The organism is Saccharothrix hoggarensis (genome assembly GCF_042678885.1).
In the GTDB taxonomy this organism is placed as follows: domain Bacteria; phylum Actinomycetota; class Actinomycetes; order Mycobacteriales; family Pseudonocardiaceae; genus Actinosynnema; species Actinosynnema hoggarensis.
Map to the genome: position 1 here is coordinate 13,430 of NZ_JBHTLK010000053.1, position 22,494 is coordinate 35,923.

Consider the following 22,494-nt stretch of genomic DNA (forward strand, 5'->3'; position numbering starts at 1 on the left):
GGACAGCCATGCTCCGCCGACGGCGGGTTGAGCGCGTCCAGCGCGTTCCCCGACCCCCGGAACCGCACCCGACCGGCGCCACGCCGCCCACCCTTCCGGTCGACCTCGTGCCCCGGCACATCGCGATCGTGATGGACGGCAACGGCCGGTGGGCCAACCAGCGCGGCCTGTCCCGCATCGAGGGCCACAAGCGCGGCGAGGCCGTCGTGGTCGAGGCCGCCAAGGGCGCCATCGAGATGGGCGTGAAGTGGCTGTCGCTGTACGCGTTCTCGACGGAGAACTGGCGGCGCAGCCCCGAGGAGGTCCGGTTCCTCATGGGCTTCAGCCGGGACGTCATCCGCCACCGCACCGACGAGCTGGACGAGCTGGGCGTGCGGGTGCGGTGGGCGGGCCGCCGGCCGCGGCTGTGGCGCAGCGTCATCAAGGAGCTGGAGGTCGCCGAGGAGCGCACGAAGGACAACGACGTGCTGAACCTCGCGATGTGCATCAACTACGGCGGGCGCGCCGAGGTCGGCGACGCGGCGCGGGAGATCGCGCGGCTCGTCGCGGCGGGCAAGCTCAACCCGGACAAGGTCGACGAGCGCACCGTCGCCAAGTACCTGTACCAGCCCGACATGCCGGACGTGGACCTGTTCATCCGGCCGTCCGGCGAGCAGCGCACGTCGAACTTCCTGCTGTGGCAGTCGGCGTACGCGGAGCTGGTGTTCCAGGACATCCTGTGGCCGGACTTCGACCGGCTGGACCTGTGGCGCGCCTGCGAGGCGTACGCCATGCGCGACCGGCGCTTCGGTGGCGCCGTGGACAAGCCCGACGTGGAGGATTCCTAAGTGACCGACGAGGACGCCAAGGTGACCGCGGAGCTGCTGACCGCGGCCCGCGAGGCGTTGGAGATGTTCCACGAGGTGCACGTCGACGACGACGGCGCGCTGAGCTTCCAGCACGGCGAGGTGCCGTGCGCGGTGCAGGCCATGCGGCTGGCCGAGGGCCTGACCGTGCTGAGCCTGACGTGCGTCGTGGCGTGGGACCTGCCCGACGACCGGAACTTGGCCGTGTCGGCCGCCGAGCGCGCGGGCCAGGGCCTGTTCGGCACGCTCGGTGTCGTGCACACCGATCGGGGGATGGATGTGACGCTGCGCTACGCGTTCCCGGCCGAAGGGCTGAAGCCGGAGCCGTTGAGCACGCTGTTGATGCTGGTCGTGTCCACCGCTTCGCAGCTGCGGAGCGAGCTGCTCGCCGGAACCGGGGACGGTGCCTGATGGCTGGTGTGATCGTGTACGAGCCCGACGACGACTCGGACGTGGAGGGCCTGCCGTGGGCCATCACGTTCGAGGCGTCCGCGGGGGACGAGTGGGCGTCGTTCGTGTGCGGCCCCTACGAGCGTGACGACGCCGTGCGGCTGGCGGAGGAAGTCCTCGCGTCCAGCCGCGGCGTGACCGCCGTCGTCGAGCCGCTGCTGCCGGTGACGGAGGCGGCCGACGTGCTCGCGACCATCGCCGAGCTCCGCGAGGAAGAGGACGCCGAGGCGCCTGAGGACTAGTCACCCGGTGGCGCCGGGAGTTCACCGAAAGGCGACGTTGGTCGGTTCGTCGCGGCGGCCGGTTCTGGCATCATCTCGGAAGTGACAATCACTGGCGAGATCCGCGGATCGCGTCCGCGCCGCACGCCACCGCGCTGGAAGATCACTTCGCTGGAAGTGCTCTGCGTGGTGCTGGTGCTGGCGCTGGTGTTGCAGGACTGGCTGGTCGGCGTGCTGAACGTGCCGGTGCTGCGGACCGCGTCCACGGTGTTCGTCGCGGTCTGCGTGCAGGCGCTGCCGTTCCTCGTGCTCGGTGTGCTGCTCAGCGGCGCGATCGCGGCGTTCATCCCGGCGAGCGTGCTGCGGCGCGCGTTGCCGAAGAAGACCGCGCTCGCCGTGCCCGTCGCGGGCGTCGCCGGCATCGCGCTGCCCGGCTGCGAGTGCGCGTCCGTGCCGGTCTCCCGACGGCTGATGCAGCAGGGCGTCGCGCCCGCCGTGGCGCTGACGTTCCTGCTCGCCGCGCCCGCCGTGAACCCGATCGTGCTGGTCTCCACGGCCGTGGCGTTCCCGAACGCGCCGATGATGGTGCCCGCCCGGTTCACGGGAGCCCTGCTCACGGCCGTCGTCATGGGCTGGCTGTGGACCCGGTTCGGCAAGGCGGAGTGGATCGCCGAGCGCGCCCTGCGCCGGCTGCCGGACAACGACGGCACGTCCCGCTGGGTCGTGTTCGCCGAGACCGCGCGGCACGACCTGGTCGACGCGGGCGGGTTCCTGGTGCTCGGCGGCGTGTTCGCGGCGGCGTTCAACGTGCTCGTGCCGCAGGCGTGGCTGGAGACGCTGGGCGGCCAGATCGTCCTCGCCGTGGTGGTCCTGTCGCTGCTGGCCGTGGTGCTGGCGCTGTGCAGCGAGGCCGACGCGTTCGTCGCCGCCTCGATGTCGGCCCTGCCGCTGCTGCCGCGGCTCGTGTTCCTGGTCGTCGGCCCGGCCGTCGACGTCAAGCTCATCGCGCTGCAGGCGGGCGCGTTCGGCAGGTCCTTCGCGGCGCGCTTCGCCCCCGCCACGTTCGTGGTGGCGATCGCGTCCGCACTGGCGGCGGGAGCGGTGTTCCTGTGAGGCGGGGAAAGCCATGAGGCGTGAGACGCAGAACATCCTGCTGGTGCTGCTCGGCGGCGCGCTGCTGAAGCTCGCGCTGACCGGCACCTACCTGCGGTACGTCAAGGAGTCGCTGCAGCCGTGGCTGGTCGTCACCGGCGGCGTCATGGTCGTGCTGGCCGTGGTGTCGATCGTGCGTGACGTCCGGGCCGGTCAGGCGCAGACCGCCCCCGACGGGCACGAGGGGCACGACGGGGCCGAGCACGCTCCGGTCGACCACAGCGGGCACGACCACGGCACGTCCCGCAGCCCGTGGATGCTGCTGCTCCCGGTGTTCGCGGTGTTCCTGATCAGCCCGCCGGCGCTGGGCGCGGACACCGTCAACCGGTCCGACCGCAACGCCGCCCAGGAGGCCAAGGCGTCGAGCGGGTTCGCGCCGCTGCCCTCCGACGACGTCATCCCGCTCACCATCACCGAGTTCGTCACCCGCACCGCCTGGGACGACTCCGGCTCCCTCGACGACCGCACGGTCAAGCTCACCGGGTTCGTGGTGCGCAAGGACGCCGACGTGTACGTCGCCCGGCTCACCATCTCGTGCTGCGCCGCGGACGCCTCGCCGGTCAAGGCCAAGATGGTCGGCCAGGACTTCGGCGCGCTGCCGACCGACCAGTGGATCGAGGCCACCGGCCGGGTCGTGCCCGGCTCGGCGACCAAGGAGACCGCGTTCGTGCCGACGTTCACCGTCTCCGAGGTCGTGCCGATCCCGGCGCCGGAGGACACCTACGAGGGCTGACCCTTCCCGGCGCACTCCCGGCACGTGCCGAAGATCTCCACGGTGTGGCTGACCTCGACGAACCCGTTCTCCGCGGCGACCCGGTCGGCCCACTTCTCCACGGCCGGGCCCTCCACCTCCACCGTGCGGCCGCAGCCGCGGCACACCAGGTGGTGGTGGTGGTGCTGCGAGCAGCGGCGGTAGATCGCCTCGCCCGAGTCGGTGCGCAGGACGTCCACCTCGCCGGCGTCCGCCAGCGACTGGAGCGTGCGGTAGACCGTGGTCAGGCCGATGCCCTCACCGCGCTTGCGCAGCTCCTCGTGCAGCTCCTGGGCCGATCGGAATTCGCCGAGCGAGTCGAGCAGCTTGGACACGGCGGTGCGCTGCTTGGTCGACCGCAGGCCGGGGACCGCGGTGGTCGGGCGCTCGCTAGTCGTCACATCTCCTCCGTCCGGGTGGTCCGGTCGGTCTGGTTGATACCACGCGGGCCCTCGTCCACGTGGGTCACCGCGTCCACCACGATGTGCGCCAGGTGCTCGTCCACGAGCCGGTAGACGACCTCGCGGCCGTGCCGCTCGCCGTGCACCACGCCCGCGGCCTTCAGCACCCGCAGGTGCTGGCTGATCAGCGGCTGGGCCACGCCCAGCGCCTCCACCAGCTCGTGCACGCACCGGTCGGCCTCGCGCAGTTGCAGCACGATCGCGATCCGCACCGGCGCGGCCAGCGCGCGCAGCAGCTCACCGGCCGCGGACAGCGTCCGAGCGGGCTTCCGCGGCGCCGGCGGCGGCACTTGGCGCTCCGGGGAGTGCACGTGCTCGCCCCGCACTCCTGCCGTCACGGCGCCTCCCACGTGGTATGGATTTTCACCACCGATACTACGGCGCTAGAGCACCGACACCGTGATGAGCACCAGCACGGCCAGCACCAGCACCCTCAGGACGCGCGCGCTGGGCGTCAGCAGGGGCCACGTCACGGCGAGCAGCGCCGCCACGCCGAGGGCCAGCAGGCCGAGCAGCAGCGCGCCCACCGCCCCCTGGAGCCACACACCCAGTCCGAACAACACCAGGACCAGCAGGAACACCGCCGGCGCGGGAATCCGCGAGAGCGGTCCGGCACCGGGGATCAGGGTCCGCTTCGAGTCACCAGCCACCGTGGCATCCTTGCACCGTGCTGCTCGTGTGCCGCTTCACCGTGGCGGAAACCGAAGTCGAGGCGTTCACCGGGCGCGTCGACCGGGCGTTGGCCCTGCTCACCGCCCAGGCGGGCTGCCGTCGAGCCCAACTGTCCCGCTCGACCGACGAGGCGGACCGGTTCGTGCTGACCGTCGAGTTCGACTCGGTCGTGGCGTACCGGCGGGCGATGTCGCCGTTCGAGGTGCGGGAACACGTCATCCCCCTCCTGTCGGAGGCGAACACCGACGAACCGGCGGCCTACGAACCACTGCTGGTGGCCGACGGCGGGACCGTGCGCCGTGAGGTGAGCTTGCTGGCGCACGACGCCGGCACCGTCCGGTTGGGCGAGGCCGCCGGCCCCACCACGCCGCGCTGACCTCCGCTTTCCGTTCGCGTTGCCGTTGGCGTTGGCGTTCACCGAGTTGTCCACAGGCGGGCTGGATCGGCGGGGATTCGTCGGTCACCTCTGGCAGGATCAAAAACAGGGATCCCCTGGGCGGGGACCCCTGCGCAAGCACGATCGTCGGCCCGGCGACGGCACACCCACCCGAGGCTCGACAGGCGACCCCGGCCAGCCGGTCAGGTGAGCCCCCTGCCGACTGGCGATGCGACCCCGCCCGGCCAGCGGCACGCCCCCGGCCCTGCCCGCCAGACGCCTCCTGCCAGCCGGCGATGTGACCCCGTCAAGTCGGTCCACGACCCTCTGTCGGCCGACGCGATGACCCATGACCGCGCGGCCGGCCCGATTGAGACCGTCGTACAGCTCGCCGCCTGGCGCAAGAGCGCGCGATCGCCGTCGTCGGGCTGGGTGGGGTCGGGCTGGGTGGGGTCGGGCGGCGTGGGCGGATCGGGTCGGCGGAGTCGCACATCACGCGCGACTCGTAGGCCGCCCGAGGGGGCGTAAGCACAGGTCTGGGCCGGTCGCCCGATGGCGGCCGGACGGCAAGGACTACCCTGGCAAGCCCGTTTCCCGTCCCCTTCTGCATCTCCCGATGGAGTGTCCGTGGCAGCCGATCGCATCGAGACCGTCGTCAGCCTGTGCAAGCGTCGCGGGTTCGTGTACCCGTGCGGCGAGATCTACGGCGGCACCAGGTCGGCCTGGGACTACGGTCCGCTCGGTGTCGAGCTGAAGGACAACATCAAGCGCCAGTGGTGGAACTTCATGGTGCGGGGGCGTGAGGACGTCGTCGGCCTCGACTCGTCGGTGATCCTGCCCCGCGAGGTGTGGGTGGCGTCCGGTCACGTCGACGCGTTCGTCGACCCGCTGATCGAGTGCAACTCGTGCCACAAGCGGTTCCGGCAGGACACGCTGGTCGAGGAGTACGCCGAGCGCACCGGCAAGGAGGTCGCCGAGGGCGACGTCTCCGACGTGCCGTGCCCGAACTGCGGCACCCGCGGCCAGTACACCGAGCCGAAGATGTTCAACGGCCTGCTGAAGACCCACCTCGGCCCGGTCGAGACGGACGAGGGCCTGCACTACCTGCGCCCGGAGACCGCGCAGGGCATCTTCACGAACTTCCTGAACGTGCAGACGACGTCGCGTCGCAAGCCGCCGTTCGGCATCGGCCAGATCGGCAAGAGCTTCCGCAACGAGATCACGCCCGGCAACTTCATCTTCCGCACGCGTGAGTTCGAGCAGATGGAGATGGAGTTCTTCGTCGAGCCCGGCACCGACGAGGAATGGCACCAGTACTGGATCGACGAGCGCACCCGCTGGTACAACGAGCTGGGCATCTCGAAGGAGAACCTGCGGCACTACGAGCACCCGCAGGAAAAGCTCTCGCACTACTCGAAGCGCACCGTCGACATCGAGTACCGCTTCCAGTTCGGCGGCCAGGAGTGGGGCGAGCTGGAAGGCATCGCGAACCGCACCGACTTCGACCTGAACACGCACTCGAACCACTCGGGCGTCGACCTGTCGTACTTCGACCAGGCCACGAACTCGCGCTACCGGCCGTTCGTGATCGAGCCCGCCGCGGGCGTCGGCCGGCCGATGATGGCGTTCCTCCTCGAGGCCTACACCGAGGACGAGGCGCCGAACGCCAAGGGCGGCGTCGACAAGCGCGTCGTGCTCCGCCTGGACCGCAGGCTCGCGCCGGTGAAGGCCGCGGTGCTGCCGCTGTCGCGCAACGCCGACCTGTCGCCCAAGGCGAAGGACCTGGCCAACGCCCTGCGCAAGCACTGGAACATCGAGTTCGACGACGCGGGCGCCATCGGCCGCCGCTACCGCAGGCAGGACGAGATCGGCACGCCGTTCTGCGTGACGGTCGACTTCGACACCCTCACCGACCAGGCCGTGACGGTGCGGGAGCGCGACACCATGTCGCAGGAGCGCGTGTCGATGGACCAGCTGGAGGGCTACCTCGCCGCGCGGCTGATCGGCGCCTGACGCGTGCACCGCAGCCGCGTGTTGGGGATCTTCATCGACACGCCCGCCGCGGACGCCGGTGCGGCGGCCGACTTCTGGTCCGCCGCACTGGGCGCGACGGCACGTCCGGTGGCGGGCGAGGAGCAGTTCACCGCGCTGGACGGCGCCATCCCGGGGCTGATCGTCGACGTGCAGGCGATCGACGGCGCGCCGCGCTACCACGTCGACATCGAGACCGATGACGTGTCGGCCGAGGTCGCGCGCCTGACGGCCCTCGGGGCGACGCCGGTGTCGCGCTGGCTGGAGTGCCACACGCTGCGCGCGCCGGGCGGCCACCTGCTCTGCGTCGTTCCGGTGCACAGCGACCGCGAGGTGTTCGACGGGTCGGCGCGGACCTGGCCGTGAGGCTGTGGGGTTCGCGGAGTTGTCCACAGGCGGGCGGTTGGGCGGTGAATCCGTCGGTGGTCGGTGGTTGACTTGATGCCAGGGGACCCCCTGGCGGGGACCTCCGCGAAGCACGGCCGCAGGCCGGGTCGCCCCCCAGTGCGGGTCGCCCCCCAAACCGGGACGGCTCCAGTCCGGCTCGCCCCCAGGCCGGAACGGCCCTGGGTGGCGTCCACGGGTGAAGGCGCGAGGGGCCGCCTGCCCGTCGTGTCGCGTCAGCCCGTGGATGTCGTGTCAGCCTGTGGGTGCCGTGTCAGCCTGTGGGTGCCGTGTCAGCCCGCCGCGCGGTGGCAGCCCACCGCGTCGTGTCAGCCCGCCGCGCGGTGTTCGGACGGGCTGATCCCGCGTTCCCGCTTGAACGCCGTGCTCAACGCGAAAGCGGTGCTGTAGCCGACCTGGTGGGCCACCGCCGCCACCGTGGCGGACGGCTCGCGCAGCAGGTCGGCGGCCAGCGCGAGGCGCCAGCCGGTCAGGTAGGACATGGGCGGCTCGCCGACGAGTTCGGTGAACCGCCTCGCCAACGCCGCCCGCGACACCCCTGCCGCCGCCGCCAGCGAACCGACCGTCCACGATCGCGCCGGGTCGGCGTGCAGCAACCTCAACGCCTTGCCGACGACCGGGTCGGCGTGCGCCGAGTACCACGCGGGCGGGTCGGCTTCCGGGCGGCAGAACCACGCCCGCAGCACGGAGATCAGCAGCAGGTCGAGCATCCGGTCGAGGACGGCCTCCTGGCCGGGGTCGTCCCGGGTGACCTCGGCCGCCAGCAGCGGCACGATCGGCAGGTCCGAGCCGGGCACCACGAGCCACGACGGGAGGGCGGCCAGCAGCCGCGTGCTCACCTCGCCGTCCAACTGGTACGTCCCGCTGAGCAGCACCACGGACCCGTCCGGGTCGACGCCCCACGTGCGCACGCCCAGCCCCCACTGCTCGCACAGCTCGGCCCCCTCGGGCGTGGTGGTGATCTCGCCGGGGTGGACGACGGCGCGGACGGGCGTCGCCGGGTCGTCGGCCAACGTGTACGCGTCCGGCCCGCGCAGCACGGCCACGTCGCCGGCACGCAGCCGCACGGGCTCACCGCCGTCGGGGACGAGCCAGCCGTCACCCCGCACGAACGCCACCACGGACAACGGCGCGCGGTCCTCGACGCGCACGGACCACGGCGGGTCGACGACGGTCCGCATGAGGAAGGCGCCACGGGCGCGCGGCCCGTCCAGCAGCCCGGCGAGAGCGTCCACGGGGCCAGCCTAGAGACGTTCTCGTATGCGTTCGAGCGTTCAAGCGATGGGAAGTCCAGGAGCGGTCGACTTGACTGGTCGCATGTTCCCCACGGTGACGATCATCGCGGCCCTCGGCTGCGGCACGATGGCAGGCGTCTTCTTCGCGTTCTCCGCGATGGTCATGCCCGGTCTGCGGCGGGCCGAACCGGCGGTCGGCATCGCCGCGATGCGGGCGATCAACCTCGCGGTGGTGAACCCGGCGTTCATCGGCCTCTTCGTCGGCACGGCGGTCGTGGGCGTGGTCGCCGCGTTCGAGGGCGACCCGTGGGCGTGGGCGGGCGCGGCGCTGTACGGGCTGGGCGGGATCGTGCTCACGGGCGCCTTCCACATCCCGCGCAACAACGAGCTCGAACGCCTCGGCACGCCCGAGTACTGGGCGCGCTACCTCCGCGAGTGGGTGCCGGCCAACCACCTCCGGGCGTTCCTCTCGCTCGCCGCCGCGGTCTCGTTCGTCGTGGCCGCCCTCACCTGACCGCTACGGTCCGTTACCAAAACGCCCTCTTGATGATCTGCGTCACGAACGATCGAGTGAACCTCTACCCGGACTGCTCGGAGAGCGTTCCACATTAACCGTCACGTCACCCCGATTTGTGACACTTGACGCGAGGCGCAGCTCATCGGGGGGTGTCATGACGCGTGTTGTTGTCGTCGCAATCGCATTGGCGCTCCTCGCCGTGCTCACCCCGACTTCACCCGGTCATGCCCAGCCGATGCGGGTCGTTCCCGTGTCCCACACGGCTGTTGCCGGTGAAGAGGAACCCACTCGCGAGTGCCGCGGCAACTCGGAACCGCGATCGTGGACGACCCGCTCCACCGCCTCCCACCAGCAGGGACGCGCGTCGCGGCCGGTCATCGGCACGCAACGACGTCCAATTCGACAACGCATGTGCCAAATTTTCCCACTTGTTGGGACATTGCCGGAGGACCACCTCCTCTCCTGGTCGACACCGGCCGCGTTGCAGGTGTTCCGGAACTGATCGGTACCCCACCGCCAGCGATCGCATCGTCCGACCACCGACGAGTGGGGTAATCCGTGGAATACCGTCAACTGATCCCTCGCGCGCGCACGAATTCAGTACGCCGAACGACCGAAACAGGACGCCGCTCGGCCGTCCGCCCATCGCCGACCACCTGGTTCGCCACCTGTCCGGACTCACGCATCGTGACCGTGACGGCAGGCCGGGCGTTCGGAGTGGTCCGGTGAGCACGAGCACCGAACGTCCCGCCCCGCCGGGGCGGCAGACCTTCTGGCCCGACGTCGGCGCGTCGCTGGTGGTGTTCCTGGTGGCGCTCCCGCTGTGCGTGGGCATCGCCGTCGCCTCCGGTGTGCCCGCCGAACTGGGCATCATCACCGGCGTGGTGGGCGGCCTCGTGGTCGGCCTGCTGCCCGGCAGCACCATGCAGGTCAGCGGACCGGCGGCGGGCCTGACCGTGCTGGTGGCCGACACCGTCGCCGAGCACGGCCTGCGCGCGCTCGGCCTCATCGTGCTCGGCGCGGGCCTGCTCCAGGTGGCGATGGGCCTGCTGCGCCTCGGCCGCTGGTTCCGCGCCATCTCGCCCGCCGTGGTGCAGGGCATGCTCGCGGGCATCGGCCTGGTGCTCGTGCTGGGCCAGCTCTACCCGTTCGCCGGGCAGGACCAGCCCGCCACCACGAGCGGGAAGTTCGCCGGGCTGGCCGACCTGGCCCGGACCGCGCTGACGACCCCGGTCGGCCTGAGCGGCGTGGCCGTCGGCGTGCTCACGCTGGTGGTGGCGTGGCTGTGGAAGCGCGCGCCGTGGCGTGCCGTGCCGGGGATGCTGGTGGCCGTCGTGGTCGCCTCGGCGGTGGGCGTGCTGCTCCCGCTGCCGCGCATCTCGGTCGGACCGCTGACCGACGTCGTGGCCCTGGTCGACTTCTCCCTGCTGGACGCGGGCCTGCTGGGCGCGATGCTGACGTTCGCGTTGGTGGCGTCGGCGGAGACCCTGTTCTGCGCGGCGGCCGTGGACCGCATGCACGACGGGCCGCGGACGAGGTACAACCGGGAGCTGGTCGCGCAGGGCCTCGGCAACGCGATGTGCGGCGCGTTGGGCGCGCTGCCGATGACCGCCGTGATCGTGCGCAGCGCGTCCAATGTGGACGCCGGCGCCCGGACCCGGCTGTCCCGCGTGCTGCACGGCCTGTGGCTGCTGGTGTTCGTCGTGCTGCTGCCGGGCGTGCTGTCCTACGTCCCGCTGGCGGTCCTGGCCGCGCTGCTCGTGCAGGCGGGCTGGAAGTTGCTGGCGCCCCGGCAAGTCCTCGCCCTGGCCCGCGAGGACCGCGCCGAAGCCGCCGTCCTGGTCCTCACCGCGGGCCTGATCGTGCTGACGGACCTGCTGACCGGCACCCTCGTGGGCCTGCTGGCGGCGGTGGTCAAGACCGCCTGGGACATGTCCCGCCTGACCGTCACGGTGACCGCGCACGGCGAGGACCACCACCACGTGGCCGTGCGGGGCAACGCGACGTTCCTGAAACTGCCCGGTCTGATGGAGACCCTGGAGGCCGTGCCGGACAGCAGCCACGTCCGCGTGGACCTGACGGACGTCCGCCACCTCGACCAGGCGTGCGGCCAGGCGATCGACCAGTGGGCCGCACAACGGGGCAGCGTGGAACTGCTCCACCCGGTGTTCGACTGATCGACCGGGGAACGCCCCGCCGGTTCGGCCGCGCGCCACCCGACCGCATCGCGGGCACGGGCGGGCGAACTGGCGGTGTGGTCCGGCAGGACGTCGTGCCCGTGCGCGATGCCCTCTTCCGCGGAGGTCGTCGCCGTGTGCGAGGGCACGGCGTCCTGTTCCGGGATCACGGACATTTGATCAATTTCCCGCATTCGTTCGGGCGTGATGATCAATTCGAATTCGGTTGGAATGCGATAAGGGTGTTGTAAGCCTTGTCGGGGCGCTGGTAGCTTCGAGGCGTGCTGGGGAGGCACACATTCGGGGCGGGGGGTCCTGTGTAGTGTGGCGCGTTGTGCCGGGGGATTTTCTGTTCGCTGCCTCTCGGGCCGTTGTTACCACAACAACGAGGGCGAGCAATGACAGAACATTTCACGCGATCGACGCGCGGGATGCGCGTTCTGATCGCCGGTCTGATGACATGGGTAATGGTGGCGGGCGGTGTGCTGCCCGCGTCGGCGGACCCCGACGCCATTCCGCCGGACCTGTTGGCCGAGGGCACGGTGGTGTCGTCCGAATTGCGGTTCTTCCCCGCGGACGAGGTCGGGGCGACGGTCGACACGGGCGCCCGCGGCGGCCCGCGGCCCACGCTGGAGCAGCTGCGGCAGCGGGACCGCGACGCCACGGCCACCTACCGGTCGGACTACGGCCCGCCGCAGGTCACCGCGCAGGCCTGGTCACCGCCGCCGTTCGAGTACGACTACATCACCGCGCCCTATGAGTGCCACGAGCGCTCCGACATCGCGGGTTCGGCCGACGGCTGGATCAAGAACCACTACGCGTTCTGCCGCATCATGAAGGGGGAGAAGGTCGACCAGGTGTGCGTCCGGGGCATCTGCTTCCCCGTGACGTCGACCTTCCGCGTCACGATCCTGGGTTTCGGTTCCGAGCGCGACCGGGCCGTCCGGTTCGTCACGTTCGTGGACCAGATCGTGTCGAACACCCCGGAGCTCAAGCAGGCGACGTTCCTCAAGCTGGACCTGGAGTGCACGGCGCTGCTCAACGGCGACGAGTGCACGCCCGACCCGGCGTACCAGACGGAGGTGGAGAAGTCGCTGGCGGAGTGGGAGCGCGTGCCGGCCTACGCCACGCGCTTCACGTCGACGGCGCCCGCGCTGACGCCGGAGAACCCGAACCGGCTCGGCTATATGGACTTCTGGTCACGCGCCACGGCCAGGGTGGTGGGACTGGACGGCTCCAAGCCGCAGACCAAGGACAGCCCGCCGCAGACGGTCCGGTACGACACCGTCAACTACCTGAACCTCAACGGGAACAACGGCGCGATCTTCAGCCGGGTCAAGGCAGTCATCCACTTCCCGGTGAGCAGGCCGGAATTCGCCGCGATGACGGAATCCGCGGCCCACTACCGGCTCGCGATGCAGTCGCCCCACCTCACCATTCCGCGGATCGCGGGCAAGACGATTCCGGGCGCCGTGGACGGCGAGTCGCTCACCAGGTGGTACTTCAACAACACCAACCAGAACCGTGCCGAGGCGGTGAAGGCGTGCATCGCGGAATGGGGCGCCGGATACGCCGAGAACGGCCGGTACCAGTGCGACGAATACCCTTTCAACGCCACTCACCAAGGTGCGGCGAGGGGTGACGGGCGGTTCTCGGTGGCCCGCATCCCCGGGCCGGACAACGAGGCCGCCGGCAGGTGGCTGGGCGCCTGGTACTCCTACGACCGCATCCTCGACAGCGACGCGTTCCACGTCGACGCGACACCGTGACCGAGGGGGACGCGACACCGTGACCGAGGGCGGGACGGGCGGCCACACTCGCCCGTCCCGCCCTTCACCGAGGCCAGAACTGCATCACCCAGTGCTCCACCACGTCATCCGTGTACGGCATGGACCCCGCTTCGAGCGCGGCCTGCCGACCCCGGCAGCACACGCGCAGCCGGTACACGCCGGGAGCGCCCAGCCCCAGCGTCCGCTCCGACACCCCCGCCGTCACGGCGGCCAGCCGCAGCACGCCCGACGTCAGGGGAATCTCGTCCTCCCACACCGCGTCCCACGAACCCCCCGCCGGTTCCGGCGGGCCGTCCCACGACTCCAGCCGCACGCCGGCCCGGTGCATCGCCCCGCCGCTGCGGAAGATCGCGCCGTTCCTGCCGGTCAACATCGTCTCCGGCGACCCCAGGGCGGCCCACCCGGGTTCGCCCGGCTCCACCCGGTCGTCGTCGATGAGGCCGAACACGTTCCACTCGACGTCGGCGTAGTCGTCCAACGCCGCCAACAACTTCGCCATCCCCGTCCCCTTCCGCACCCGCGGCCCGTGACCTGTCCTATCGTGCCGTGGGTGAGTTTGCGCAGTGATCCCGAGCGGACCCGGTTACGCATCTCCGAGTTGGACCGGTACATGAGCGCCCAGGTGTTGGGCGAGAGCGGCTTCTGCTGCACCCGTGAGGCAGCATGTCGCGCGTCGGCGTTGCGGCGTCAGGGCACGTCGTTCTGGCGCGGCCAGCTGTCGCACGTCGGCCACCACTACGACGTCGTGGAGGACGGCCTGCCGTGGCGCGTGCTCCTGCTGGGCATGGAGACCGGCAGGGATCGTGAGCTCGTCACTTTGGCGGAACGGAGGTTGGAGCAGCAGCCGGTGATCGCAGGTGACCCGCGGAGCCGGAAGCCGCACATGAAGGGCACCGCGAGCGCGCTGAGACTGGCTTTCGGCCGCACGCCGGGCCCCGACCGGCATGGCGAGCTGCTCGACCTGGCCAACACCCCGCAGCCGGTGCACGTCATGGACGCCTACGCGCTGGTCAACGTCCGGCTGTGTTCGGCGGTGGCCACCGGTACCACTGCGTCACGGGGAACCGCGGTGATGACCGCGAACTGCCTGCCCCACCTCGCCGCGACGGTGCGGATCCTGGAACCGACGTTGTGCATCCTGCAAAGCCGTCCCTCTCGGGTCGGGATCGATCCGCTCGTAACACGTGCCCGGACTCTCGTGCCGAACCTCGAACACGTCCACCTGGCCGGTGTGCCTGTCTACCTGGCGTCGTTCGGTCATCCGCACCAGATGGGCCCACATTCGTCGCTGAACTGGGGTAGATCCTTCTCGACGCCGTACCTCGACGATGTAGTGGCACCGGCCATCCGCGCGGCGCGTGACTTGCGCGGCAACCACTGACCGAGGTCACCGCGTGTGCCGGAGAACGGCGGCGGGGGTCCTTCGCCTCTTGTCCGCTGTCGGCGGGAGGAGGAACCATTCGGCCATGACACGCTCTTCTTCGACGCCTTCGTTCCGGGAACTCCGGTCGAAGTTCCGCGACGGCAGACTCACTTGGGCGGACCTGACGCCGGATGAACGCGCGGCGCTGACCGAGGAGCAGCGAAGGGTGCTCCGCGACCTGGAGTCCGAAGTGCTGGAGCGGCCCGATCGAGACATGCACGGGTCCGAGTCGGTGCGGGCCTACCGCGGCGGGTTGCCGGAGGGCGGACGCAGGCGTTGACCTCCCGAACCTGAAGGCGCCACCGCCGCCCGCGCCACCGCCGCCGAGGTATCCAAGTCGGGTGCCTTGACGGCGGGTGGCGTGTCCGGGACAGAGCTCCGCGGGCCGACGCGGTCGTGTCACAGCCGCCTGACGTCGAGCGGGTCCTCCTGCACGGCGCCCGAAGACTCGTCCCGCCGCACGACGTACGCGCCGCCGCGTGCCCGCTCGGACACCGCCTCCACCAGTTCCGTGCCGAAGTAGACGAGGCCGGCGCCGTCGTCGGTGCAGTGGGTCACCGGCAGTTCGCCCGACGCGACCGCCGCGTGGATCGTCGGCCGACGCGCCTCCTCGGAGTCGTAGTGCACGCCGTTGCCGTACGGCAGGAAACCCAGGCCGTTGGTGACGACCCGCAGTTCCGGGCCGAACGAGTCCGTCGAGCCACCCGTGAACCAGCAGATCGAACCCGCGGACACCCCGCCGAGGACCACGCCGTCCTGCCACGCCTTCCGCAGCGCGGAACCCAGGTCGTGCGCCTGCCACACGGCGAGCAGGTTCACCACCGACCCGCCGCCCACCCACACCACGTCGTGCTCGCCGACCCAGCCGGCGAGGTCGGTCGTCGGCGGCATGGTGAACAGGTTCAGGTGCGACACCTCCCACCCGGCGAGCGCGCCCGCCTCGGACACGTCCGCGTTGAACCACCGCTGGTCGCCGTTCGCCGTGCCGACGTGGCACAGCCTCGGCTTGCGGCCGTGCACGCCGGACAGGTCGACGGCGTGGTGGACGAGGCGGTGGAACTCCAGGTTGGTGCGGTGGCCCGCGCGGAAACCACCGGAGGTCGCGACGATCGTCGGCTGGTCTGCTGCCATGACCGCGATCCTGGCAGCCCGCGCGGTGGCCTGGGTGTGGAATCATCCCCGGCGTGACGTTCCTGCCGAGACTCCGCAGGCTGGTGACCCGCGCCGTCCTGGGCGGGCTCGTGATCGGACTCCTCGTCGTCGGCGGCACCGCGTTCCGGGTGTGGCAGGTCGCCCGCGAGGACGACCGCACGCACGCCGACATGGCCGTCGTGCTCGGCGCGGCCCAGTACAACGGCGTGCCGTCCGAGGTGCTGGAGGCACGGCTGGAGCACGCGCGCCGGCTGTACGAGCAGGGCGTCGTCAACTACATCGCCACCACCGGCGGACGTCAGCCGGGTGACAACTTCACCGAGGGCGAGGCCGGCCGGATCTGGCTGGAGGCGCACGACGTGCCGTCCGACCGCATCCTCGAAGTCGGCGAGGGCACCGACACGCTCGGCAGCATCCGCGCGCTCGCCGCCGCCGCCCGCGAGAAGTCCCTGACCACCGCTGTGATCGTCAGCGACCCGTGGCACTCGCTGCGGGCCAGGACGATGGCGGAGGACGAGGGCCTGTCCGCGTGGACGTCGCCGACGCGCAGCGGTCCGAACGTGCAGACGCGCGCGACGCAGCTGTTCTACATCCGCCGCGAGACGGGCGCGTTGCTCTACTACCACCTGATGAAGGCGCCGGCGGGCGCGTTCGACGGCATCCTGCTCTGACCGGGGCTCAGGAAGCGCGCTGGTCCCGGCCGCGGTCGACGTAGCGCAGCGCGGCGCTCAACAGCACCTCCGGAGCCAGGCGCACCGCCGTCTCGCCCGGGACGACGGACACCAGCTCGTCCTTCGTCGCGGCGTCGACCTCCGGCCCCTGCACCACGAATTCGCCGCTCTCGGCGAGGTAGACCGTCGGGCAGCCGCTACCGCTGGCGGGATCTTTGTAGAGGATCTCAAGCTTCATCGGAACCCCCGAATTCCAGCCCGTGCGCGAATTTCCTCCGAGTTCTCGACTTTACCGAAGTCGGTCAGCCGGCGGCAATCTGTCCAAGGGGTTCGGCGGGGCCGCACAATTGCGGTGGCGTTGGGTCGATCGCGGCATCAGGTGTGCGCTGTGTGACCACGCCCGGGCGCAAGGGGGTGGTCGGCCGAGTCAGGCTTGGTCCTATTGGGTTCACCCCACGGGTTCCGGGTCGTCACTGCGCGTCCCGCGTCAGTGCGCGTCGCCCCACTGGTCGAGAGCCATCATAGGGCATCCCTATGGCAGTTCTGCTAACGTTGAATGCTGCGCTTCGACCTCCGCGGAATTGCGAATGCTATAGGGGTTTCCATGGCAAAGCTCCGGATCGCCTATGCCGGCCACGATTTCTTTTCCTCCTGCTTGGCGGCGTTGCTCCGGCGCGCCGACGTGGACGTGGTGCTGTGCCTGACCAGTCCGCCGGGACACCCGACCGGCAACGTGCTGGGACTCGCGCACCGCGCCCGGGTGCCGGTGGTGCAGGGACGCCCGACGGAGGCGGTCGTGGCGACGTTCAACAGCCTCGGCGTCGACCTCCTGGTGTCGGCCGCCTACCTGTACCGGATACCCGTGCAAAGACTCGCGGCGAGGTGGGCGGTGAACGTCCACCCGTCGTTGCTGCCCGCGGGCCGCGGGCCGAATCCGCTGCCCTATCTCGTGGACGACCGCCGTGACGCGTGCGGAATAACGCTGCACGAGATGTCGCCCGAATTCGACGCGGGCGACGTCCTCTTACAGGAACCGGTGGAGCTGTCCGAACGCGACGGTTTCGACGAACTCTTCCTCAGGCTCTTCGCCGCCGCACCGAGGCTGCTCGACCGGTTGCTCGATGACGTGGAGAAGTACTTTTCGGAGAAACGGCCCCAGGGGTCCGGTTCCTATTGGCCGGAGCACACCCCGGAACAACGTTTACTGGTGGCGGACCGGGCGCGCGTCGGTGACGCGGTGGCCCTGCACGCGAAATTCGGCGCGGTCGGCGTGCTGGTCCAATTGGCCGACGAGCGGCGGGTGAACACCGACCGCGTCACGGCGGTCGAGTGCGCGCACGACTACACGCCCGGCACGGTGGTGGCCCGACTGGTCAACGGGTGGGTCGTCGCGCTGGTCAACGGCCTGATGCGGATCGACTCGCCCCAGCCGGCGGTCTGACCCCGTGGCGAGCCACGAGCGGGCCGACGAACCGCACGACGGCCGGCAGGACGAGCCGCAGGACGACCGCGCCGGGGACGAGCGCCGGGCCGGGGACGAGCGCCGGGCGGACGTGGACGGCGACACGCGCTCGCGCCTGTCCGGTGGCGCGAGCAACGTCGTCCAAGCGCGGGACGTCAGCGGCGGCGTGCACTTCCACCGGGGGCGGTCGGCGGGCGGACCGGTCCCCAAGCAGCTCCCCGCCGACGTGCGGGTGTTCGTGAACCGGTCGGCCGCGCTCGACTGGATGGACATGGCGATGGTGGGCGGCGGCCCCGCGTGCGTTCTCGTCGGCACGGCCGGGGTGGGCAAGACGTCCTTGGCGATCCGGTGGGCGCACCGGGTGAAGGACAAGTTCCCCGACGGCCAGCTGTACGTGAACCTGCGCGGCTACGACCCGGACGTCCCGGTGACCCCCGACCAGGCCCTGGAACGGTTCCTCCGCGCGCTCGACGTGCCACCGGGCGCCATCCCGCGCGACCTGGACGCGCGCGCCGCCCTCTACCGCTCGCTGCTCGCCGAACGGCGGGTGCTCGTCGTGCTGGACAACGCGTTCGGCACCAGCCAGGTCCGGCCGCTGCTGCCGGGCACGGAGACGTGCCTCACCGTCGTCACGAGCCGCAACAGCCTCTCCGGCCTGGTCGCGCGGGAAGGCGCCCGCCGGCTCGTGCTGGACGTGCTGACGGAGGCCGAGGCCATCACCCTCCTGCGGGCCACGATCAACGGCTACCGCAGCGAGGTCGACCCGGACGACGTCGCCGAGCTGGCCAACCTGTGCGCCCGGCTGCCGATCGCCCTGCGCATCGCGGGCGAGCGCGCGTCGAGCCGCCCGCGCACGCCGCTCGGCGACCTGATCAGGGACCTGCGTGACGAGTCGGTGCTGTGGAGCCTCCTGTCGTCCGACGACGACGAGGAGGCCGGCGCGGTGCGGGCGGTGTTCACGTGGTCGTACCGGGCGCTGTCGGTCGACGTCGCCCGCTTCTTCCGCCTGCTGGGGCTGCACCCCGGCCCCGACTTCGGTTCCGCGTCGGCGGCGGCGCTCGCCGGCGTGCCGCCGGGCCGGGCCCGGCACCTGCTCGACGTGCTCGTGGGAGTGCACATGCTCGAACAGAGCGGTCGCGACCGCTACCAGTTCCACGACCTCCTGCGGGCCTACGCGTCCGACCAGGTGCAGCTGGAGGAACCCCCGGAGGGGCAACGGGCGGCGCTGCGCCGCGTGCTCGCGTGGTACCTGCACAGCGCGAACGCCGCGATGGCCGCGAGCATGTACGCCACCACGAGGTTCGCGTTGGCGGAGCCGCCCGAGGGCGTGCACCCGCCGCCCGACTTCGCGGGCCACGAGGCGGCCGTCGACTGGTACGAGTCCGAGCGCGCCAACCTGGTGGCGGCCGTGCTCACCGCCGCCAACGCCGGTTTCCACGACATCGCGTGGCAGCTGCCCGAGGTCCTGCGGGGGCTGTTCGAGTACCGGCACCCGTTCGACGACTGGTTCACCACCGTGCGGGTGGGGCTGGAGGCGGCACGGCGCGTCGGCGACCGGGCGGCCGAGGCGGCGATGCTCACCAGCCTGGGCCGCGCGTACACCCAGCACCAGGAGCTCCGGCTCGCCCTCGCCCGCTACGACGAGGCGCTGCCGATCCTGCGGGAGCTGGGCGACCGGGTCGCCGAGATCGACGCGCTCAACGGCGCCGGCATGGTCCGCCTCCGGTTGCGCGAGCTGTCCACCGCCGAGTCGCTCTTCACCGCGTCCCGCGCGCTCGCCGAGGAGCTGTCCGAGGCCCGTTCCGGCGCGTTCGCCGCGCACCTGCTCGGCATCGCCTGCGCCGAGCTGGGCAAGCCCGACGAGGCGCGCCGCCACCTGGAGCTCGCCGTGGCCGAGGTGCGCCGGCTCGGGAACGAGGCGATGGAGATCGACGCGCTGGTGGACCTCAGCGGAGTCCTGCGCGGACTGGGCTGGCTCGCCGACGCGGAGGACGCCGCGCGCCGCGCCCTGCGGATCGCCACCGGCTCCGGCGACCGCGTCATCGCCGCGCTGTCGCTCGTGGAACTGGGCCGCACGCGGATCGCCGCCGGGCACCCCGAAGAGGCGCTGGAGCTGTTGCAGCAGGCCGCGATCCTGCAACGCGCGCTGGGGAACCGGGGCCGGGAGGCCCGCGCGCTGGACCACACGGGGGAGGCGTACCAGCGGCTCGGCCGGCCCGAGGACGCCACGGCGTTCCACTCGCGGGCGATCGCGATCCACCGGGACGTCGACGAGCCGTGGTGGCTCGCCCACGCGCTGGACAACCTGGCGCGCGCCGTGCAGGCCACCGGCGCGGCCGAGGACGCGGTGCGGCACTGGCAGGAGGCCGCGGCGATCCTCGACGGGTTCCCGGACGCGCCGGACCGGGAGCGAGCGGCGGCGATTCGTCGGATGGCGGCACGGGCGGGCGGCGCCGCCGGCGGGTAGCGGTGGCCCGCTCGCCCTTACGCTGGGTGGATGAGTCAGCGCTACACCGGTCCGGGCCACACCGGCTCGGGCCACACCGGTTCTGGCTACACCGAGCACGATTCCGCGCGGCTGCTCCCCGAGGAGCCCAAGGGAGCGGTGCTGCCCGGCGCCCGCACCGAGCGGCGCACGCCGTTCTCGCGGGACCGGGCGCGGGTGCTGCACTCGGCTGCCCTGCGCCGGCTCGCGGGCAAGACCCAGGTCGTCGGGCCCGGCGAGGGCGCCGAGGTCACCGGCGTGCCGCGGACCCGGCTGACCCACTCGCTGGAGGTCGCCCAGATCGGCCGCGGCATCGGCGAGGAGCTCGGGTGCGACCCGGACGTCGTCGACACGGCCGGCCTCGCGCACGACATCGGGCACCCGCCGTTCGGGCACAACGGGGAACGCGCGCTGGACGAGCTGGCCGGGCCGTGCGGCGGCTTCGAGGGCAACGCCCAGACGTTGCGCATCCTGACCCGGCTCGAACCCAAGACCGCCCAGGGCCTCAACCTCACCCGCGCGTGCCTCGACGCCGCCACCAAGTACCCGTGGACCCGCCGGCCGGGGATGGCGAAGTTCGGCGCCTACGACGACGACCTCGACGTGTTCACGTGGCTGCGGGAAGGCGCGCCGGATCGCAAGCGCTGCCTGGAGGCGCAGGTGATGGACTGGGCCGACGACGTCGCCTACTCCGTGCACGACGTGGAGGACGGCGTCCTCGCCCACCGGATCAGCCTGTCCGCGCTCGGCGACCCGGTGGAGCGCGCCGCCATCGCGGGCCTGGCCGCCAAGCACTTCTCCGACGAGCCGGTCTCCACGCTCGAAGCCACCGCCGCGGAGCTGCTGGCCCTGCCGGTCATCGCGGAACTGGCCGAGTACGACGGGTCGCTGCGCGCGCAGGTGGCGTTGAAGCGCCTCACGAGCGAGCTGGTCGGCCGGTTCGCGTCGGCCGCCGTCGGGGCCACCCGCGAGGTGCACGGCGACGGCCCGCTGAGCCGCTACCAGGCCGACCTGGTCGTCCCGCCGCAGGTCGCGGCCGAGGTGGCGCTGCTGAAGGCGGTGGCGGTGCGGTACGTGATGAGCGACCCGTCACGGCTCGCGATGCAGGCCGTGCAGCGGGAGCTGGTCGCCGAACTCGTCCACCTGCTGCTGGCCGGCGCGCCGCACACGCTGGACCCGGCGTTCCGGCCCGCCTGGGCCGCCGCGGGCAACGACGCCGAGCGGCTGCGCGTCGTCGTGGACCAGGTCGCCTCGCTGACCGACGCGCAGGCCGTCGCGTGGCGGAGGGCCCTGGCGGACCGCGGCGCCCCGGCCGACCCCGGGACCGCGTGACCGGTGGCACACTCGACGTCATGGCCGATGACTCCAGCCGACCTCCGGGTCGCCGGTGGCCGTGGCGCCGACCGAGCCGTGACCCGGTGCACGTCGCCCGCGAGTTGCCGTACGACGGTCCCGACGACCCGCCCGGCGGCGGTTCCGCCGGGGTGCGCGAACCCCGCCACCCCCGACCGCCCGGCCCGGTGAGCGGCGCGGGCGAACGCCCCATCCCGGACGAGTCCGACCCCGACGAGTCCGCCACGGTCGAGGAGACCCAGTGCCTGATCGAGCGCACCTGACGTTCGCCCTCACCCTGCACGACGCCGTCGCGCCCGACCGCGCGAGCAACGCCTGCTGGTCGCCGTACTCGGTGGCGAGCGCGCTCGGCATGGCCGCGCAGGCCGCGAGGGGCGAGACGGAGGCGGAGCTGGTCGCGCTGCTCGGCACGGACCACGCCAAGGTGCTCAAGGGCGCGGTGGTCGGCGACGACGCGGAGTTCGCCGTCGCCAACACGCTCTGGGCGTGGGAAGGGCTGCCGGTCAACGACGGCTTCCTCACCGACCTCGCGGGCTGGCCGGGCGCGAAGGTCCGCTCCGCGCCGTTCGCCGCGGACCCGGAGGGCGCGCGCAAGCTCATCAACGCCGACGTCGCCGAGACCACGCACCAGCTGATCCCCGAGCTGCTCGCGCCCGGTCACATCACGTCCGACACCGTCGCGACGCTGGTCAACGCGCTGTACCTGAAGGCGGCGTGGACCGCGGAGTTCCCCGAGCACGACACCGCCGACCTGCCGTTCCGCGGCGCGGGGACGGTGCCGACCATGCGCCGCGAGGGCACGGTGCGGTACGGCCGGGCCGCCGGCTGGCAGGCCGTGGCGGTGCCCGCGCGCGGCGGCGTCGAG

General features: G+C 71.8%; 26 protein-coding genes. 19 read left to right on the plus strand and 7 right to left on the minus strand.

All coding sequences use genetic code 11. The annotated features are described in order from the left end of the window. Positions 1 to 8 precede the first annotated feature (8 nt). The 5 genes from ACFQ3T_RS12940 (at position 9) to ACFQ3T_RS12960 (ending at position 3,401) form a co-directional block, all read left to right on the plus strand. The gene (locus tag ACFQ3T_RS12940) at positions 9 to 827 is read left to right on the plus strand and encodes an isoprenyl transferase (protein ID WP_380723475.1); all 819 of its coding nucleotides are present in this window, start codon (positions 9 to 11) and stop codon (positions 825 to 827) included. Continuing rightward, positions 828 to 1,256, plus strand: coding sequence for a YbjN domain-containing protein (locus ACFQ3T_RS12945; RefSeq protein WP_380723476.1), 429 nt, complete (start codon positions 828 to 830; stop codon positions 1,254 to 1,256). Further along, positions 1,256 to 1,537, plus strand: coding sequence for a hypothetical protein (locus ACFQ3T_RS12950; protein ID WP_380723477.1), 282 nt, complete (start codon positions 1,256 to 1,258; stop codon positions 1,535 to 1,537). The genes ACFQ3T_RS12945 and ACFQ3T_RS12950 overlap by 1 nt, the downstream gene beginning before the upstream one ends. Before the next feature lie 81 nt (positions 1,538 to 1,618). Continuing rightward, positions 1,619 to 2,629 (plus strand): permease, encoded by a 1,011-nt coding sequence (locus tag ACFQ3T_RS12955; RefSeq protein ID WP_380723478.1) that lies wholly within the window; start codon positions 1,619 to 1,621, stop codon positions 2,627 to 2,629. Positions 2,630 to 2,642: 13 nt separating this feature from the next. Further along, entirely contained in the window at positions 2,643 to 3,401 is a 759-nt protein-coding gene (locus tag ACFQ3T_RS12960) for a TIGR03943 family putative permease subunit (RefSeq protein ID WP_380723479.1), read from the plus strand. On the opposite strand, the gene ACFQ3T_RS12965 is transcribed toward ACFQ3T_RS12960, so the two are convergent. Genes ACFQ3T_RS12965 through ACFQ3T_RS12975 form a run of 3 tightly spaced genes read right to left on the minus strand, consistent with a single transcriptional unit; the run spans position 3,389 to position 4,530 of the window. After that, positions 3,389 to 3,820: a Fur family transcriptional regulator gene (locus ACFQ3T_RS12965; RefSeq protein ID WP_380723480.1), complete on the minus strand. Its 432-nt coding sequence runs from the start codon at positions 3,818 to 3,820 to the stop codon at positions 3,389 to 3,391. The genes ACFQ3T_RS12960 and ACFQ3T_RS12965 overlap by 13 nt on opposite strands. Beyond that, a complete protein-coding gene (locus ACFQ3T_RS12970; protein WP_380723481.1) occupies positions 3,817 to 4,218 on the minus strand; it encodes an ArsR/SmtB family transcription factor in 402 nt (133 codons plus the stop codon). The genes ACFQ3T_RS12965 and ACFQ3T_RS12970 overlap by 4 nt, the downstream gene beginning before the upstream one ends. Before the next feature lie 45 nt (positions 4,219 to 4,263). After that, positions 4,264 to 4,530 (minus strand): hypothetical protein, encoded by a 267-nt coding sequence (locus tag ACFQ3T_RS12975; protein WP_380723482.1) that lies wholly within the window; start codon positions 4,528 to 4,530, stop codon positions 4,264 to 4,266. A gap of 17 nt (positions 4,531 to 4,547) precedes the next feature. Here ACFQ3T_RS12975 and ACFQ3T_RS12980 point away from each other — a divergent pair, with 17 nt between their 5' ends. From ACFQ3T_RS12980 to ACFQ3T_RS12990, 3 genes are all read left to right on the plus strand, one after another. Further along, positions 4,548 to 4,928, plus strand: a complete 381-nt coding sequence (locus ACFQ3T_RS12980; RefSeq protein WP_380723483.1) for an antibiotic biosynthesis monooxygenase family protein — start codon at positions 4,548 to 4,550, stop codon at positions 4,926 to 4,928. A 627-nt stretch (positions 4,929 to 5,555) separates the two neighbouring features. Beyond that, positions 5,556 to 6,941, plus strand: coding sequence for a glycine--tRNA ligase (locus tag ACFQ3T_RS12985; RefSeq protein WP_380723484.1), 1,386 nt, complete (start codon positions 5,556 to 5,558; stop codon positions 6,939 to 6,941). 18 nt (positions 6,942 to 6,959) lie between these two features. Next, a complete protein-coding gene (locus ACFQ3T_RS12990; protein WP_380723485.1) occupies positions 6,960 to 7,325 on the plus strand; it encodes a VOC family protein in 366 nt (121 codons plus the stop codon). A gap of 347 nt (positions 7,326 to 7,672) precedes the next feature. Here ACFQ3T_RS12990 and ACFQ3T_RS12995 read toward each other — a convergent pair whose 3' ends face one another. Then, a complete protein-coding gene (locus ACFQ3T_RS12995) occupies positions 7,673 to 8,599 on the minus strand; it encodes an AraC family transcriptional regulator (RefSeq protein WP_380723486.1) in 927 nt (308 codons plus the stop codon). Positions 8,600 to 8,681: 82 nt separating this feature from the next. Here ACFQ3T_RS12995 and ACFQ3T_RS13000 point away from each other — a divergent pair, with 82 nt between their 5' ends. The 3 genes from ACFQ3T_RS13000 (at position 8,682) to ACFQ3T_RS13010 (ending at position 13,062) form a co-directional block, all read left to right on the plus strand. Beyond that, positions 8,682 to 9,113, plus strand: coding sequence for an anthrone oxygenase family protein (locus ACFQ3T_RS13000; RefSeq protein ID WP_380723487.1), 432 nt, complete (start codon positions 8,682 to 8,684; stop codon positions 9,111 to 9,113). A 728-nt stretch (positions 9,114 to 9,841) separates the two neighbouring features. Further along, positions 9,842 to 11,293 (plus strand): SulP family inorganic anion transporter, encoded by a 1,452-nt coding sequence (locus ACFQ3T_RS13005; protein WP_380723488.1) that lies wholly within the window; start codon positions 9,842 to 9,844, stop codon positions 11,291 to 11,293. A gap of 455 nt (positions 11,294 to 11,748) precedes the next feature. Next, positions 11,749 to 13,062 (plus strand): NucA/NucB deoxyribonuclease domain-containing protein, encoded by a 1,314-nt coding sequence (locus ACFQ3T_RS13010; RefSeq protein WP_380723489.1) that lies wholly within the window; start codon positions 11,749 to 11,751, stop codon positions 13,060 to 13,062. 64 nt (positions 13,063 to 13,126) lie between these two features. Here ACFQ3T_RS13010 and ACFQ3T_RS13015 read toward each other — a convergent pair whose 3' ends face one another. Further along, positions 13,127 to 13,582 (minus strand): hypothetical protein, encoded by a 456-nt coding sequence (locus tag ACFQ3T_RS13015; RefSeq protein WP_380723490.1) that lies wholly within the window; start codon positions 13,580 to 13,582, stop codon positions 13,127 to 13,129. Positions 13,583 to 13,693: 111 nt separating this feature from the next. Between ACFQ3T_RS13015 and ACFQ3T_RS13020 the strand changes: the two genes are divergently transcribed. Both ACFQ3T_RS13020 and ACFQ3T_RS13025 read left to right on the plus strand, forming a co-directional pair. Continuing rightward, positions 13,694 to 14,464 (plus strand): hypothetical protein, encoded by a 771-nt coding sequence (locus ACFQ3T_RS13020; protein WP_380723491.1) that lies wholly within the window; start codon positions 13,694 to 13,696, stop codon positions 14,462 to 14,464. Positions 14,465 to 14,549: 85 nt separating this feature from the next. Then, positions 14,550 to 14,786, plus strand: coding sequence for a hypothetical protein (locus tag ACFQ3T_RS13025; RefSeq protein ID WP_380723492.1), 237 nt, complete (start codon positions 14,550 to 14,552; stop codon positions 14,784 to 14,786). 119 nt (positions 14,787 to 14,905) lie between these two features. Here ACFQ3T_RS13025 and ACFQ3T_RS13030 read toward each other — a convergent pair whose 3' ends face one another. Next, positions 14,906 to 15,637 (minus strand): Type 1 glutamine amidotransferase-like domain-containing protein, encoded by a 732-nt coding sequence (locus tag ACFQ3T_RS13030; RefSeq protein WP_380723493.1) that lies wholly within the window; start codon positions 15,635 to 15,637, stop codon positions 14,906 to 14,908. Positions 15,638 to 15,690: 53 nt separating this feature from the next. On the opposite strand from ACFQ3T_RS13030, the gene ACFQ3T_RS13035 reads away from it, so the two are divergent. Then, on the plus strand, positions 15,691 to 16,329 hold the full coding sequence (locus ACFQ3T_RS13035; protein WP_380723494.1) for a YdcF family protein: 639 nt from the start codon (positions 15,691 to 15,693) through the stop codon (positions 16,327 to 16,329). Positions 16,330 to 16,336: 7 nt separating this feature from the next. Here ACFQ3T_RS13035 and ACFQ3T_RS13040 read toward each other — a convergent pair whose 3' ends face one another. Beyond that, on the minus strand, positions 16,337 to 16,567 hold the full coding sequence (locus ACFQ3T_RS13040) for a hypothetical protein (RefSeq protein WP_380723495.1): 231 nt from the start codon (positions 16,565 to 16,567) through the stop codon (positions 16,337 to 16,339). A gap of 366 nt (positions 16,568 to 16,933) precedes the next feature. Between ACFQ3T_RS13040 and ACFQ3T_RS13045 the strand changes: the two genes are divergently transcribed. The 5 genes from ACFQ3T_RS13045 to ACFQ3T_RS13065 form a co-directional block, all read left to right on the plus strand. Continuing rightward, on the plus strand, positions 16,934 to 17,770 hold the full coding sequence (locus tag ACFQ3T_RS13045) for a methionyl-tRNA formyltransferase (protein ID WP_380723496.1): 837 nt from the start codon (positions 16,934 to 16,936) through the stop codon (positions 17,768 to 17,770). Between the two features lie 4 nt (positions 17,771 to 17,774). After that, the gene (locus ACFQ3T_RS13050; RefSeq protein ID WP_380723497.1) at positions 17,775 to 20,258 is read left to right on the plus strand and encodes an ATP-binding protein; all 2,484 of its coding nucleotides are present in this window, start codon (positions 17,775 to 17,777) and stop codon (positions 20,256 to 20,258) included. A gap of 30 nt (positions 20,259 to 20,288) precedes the next feature. Then, the gene (locus tag ACFQ3T_RS13055) at positions 20,289 to 21,608 is read left to right on the plus strand and encodes a deoxyguanosinetriphosphate triphosphohydrolase (protein ID WP_380723498.1); all 1,320 of its coding nucleotides are present in this window, start codon (positions 20,289 to 20,291) and stop codon (positions 21,606 to 21,608) included. Positions 21,609 to 21,628: 20 nt separating this feature from the next. After that, the gene (locus ACFQ3T_RS13060; RefSeq protein WP_380723499.1) at positions 21,629 to 21,892 is read left to right on the plus strand and encodes a hypothetical protein; all 264 of its coding nucleotides are present in this window, start codon (positions 21,629 to 21,631) and stop codon (positions 21,890 to 21,892) included. Beyond that, on the plus strand, positions 21,871 to 22,494 hold a 624-nt coding region (locus ACFQ3T_RS13065; RefSeq protein ID WP_380723500.1), incomplete at its 3' end, for a serpin family protein. The genes ACFQ3T_RS13060 and ACFQ3T_RS13065, both read left to right, overlap by 22 nt.

What these genes read in the sequence shown, in the direction of transcription:
- ACFQ3T_RS12940 (WP_380723475.1), top strand. Translation starts at nt 9, where the DNA reads ATGCTCCGCCGACGGCGGGTTGAGCGCGTCCAGCGCGTTCCCCGACCC.
- ACFQ3T_RS12950 (WP_380723477.1), top strand. Translation starts at nt 1,256, where the DNA reads ATGGCTGGTGTGATCGTGTACGAGCCCGACGACGACTCGGACGTGGAG.
- ACFQ3T_RS12960 (WP_380723479.1), top strand. Translation starts at nt 2,643, where the DNA reads ATGAGGCGTGAGACGCAGAACATCCTGCTGGTGCTGCTCGGCGGCGCG.
- ACFQ3T_RS13000 (WP_380723487.1), top strand. Translation starts at nt 8,682, where the DNA reads ATGTTCCCCACGGTGACGATCATCGCGGCCCTCGGCTGCGGCACGATG.
- ACFQ3T_RS13010 (WP_380723489.1), top strand. Translation starts at nt 11,749, where the DNA reads ATGACATGGGTAATGGTGGCGGGCGGTGTGCTGCCCGCGTCGGCGGAC.
- ACFQ3T_RS13015 (WP_380723490.1), bottom strand. Translation starts at nt 13,582, where the DNA reads ATGGCGAAGTTGTTGGCGGCGTTGGACGACTACGCCGACGTCGAGTGG.
- ACFQ3T_RS13020 (WP_380723491.1), top strand. Translation starts at nt 13,694, where the DNA reads ATGAGCGCCCAGGTGTTGGGCGAGAGCGGCTTCTGCTGCACCCGTGAG.
- ACFQ3T_RS13025 (WP_380723492.1), top strand. Translation starts at nt 14,550, where the DNA reads ATGACACGCTCTTCTTCGACGCCTTCGTTCCGGGAACTCCGGTCGAAG.
- ACFQ3T_RS13030 (WP_380723493.1), bottom strand. Translation starts at nt 15,637, where the DNA reads ATGGCAGCAGACCAGCCGACGATCGTCGCGACCTCCGGTGGTTTCCGC.
- ACFQ3T_RS13040 (WP_380723495.1), bottom strand. Translation starts at nt 16,567, where the DNA reads ATGAAGCTTGAGATCCTCTACAAAGATCCCGCCAGCGGTAGCGGCTGC.
- ACFQ3T_RS13045 (WP_380723496.1), top strand. Translation starts at nt 16,934, where the DNA reads ATGGCAAAGCTCCGGATCGCCTATGCCGGCCACGATTTCTTTTCCTCC.
- ACFQ3T_RS13055 (WP_380723498.1), top strand. Translation starts at nt 20,289, where the DNA reads ATGAGTCAGCGCTACACCGGTCCGGGCCACACCGGCTCGGGCCACACC.
- ACFQ3T_RS13060 (WP_380723499.1), top strand. Translation starts at nt 21,629, where the DNA reads ATGGCCGATGACTCCAGCCGACCTCCGGGTCGCCGGTGGCCGTGGCGC.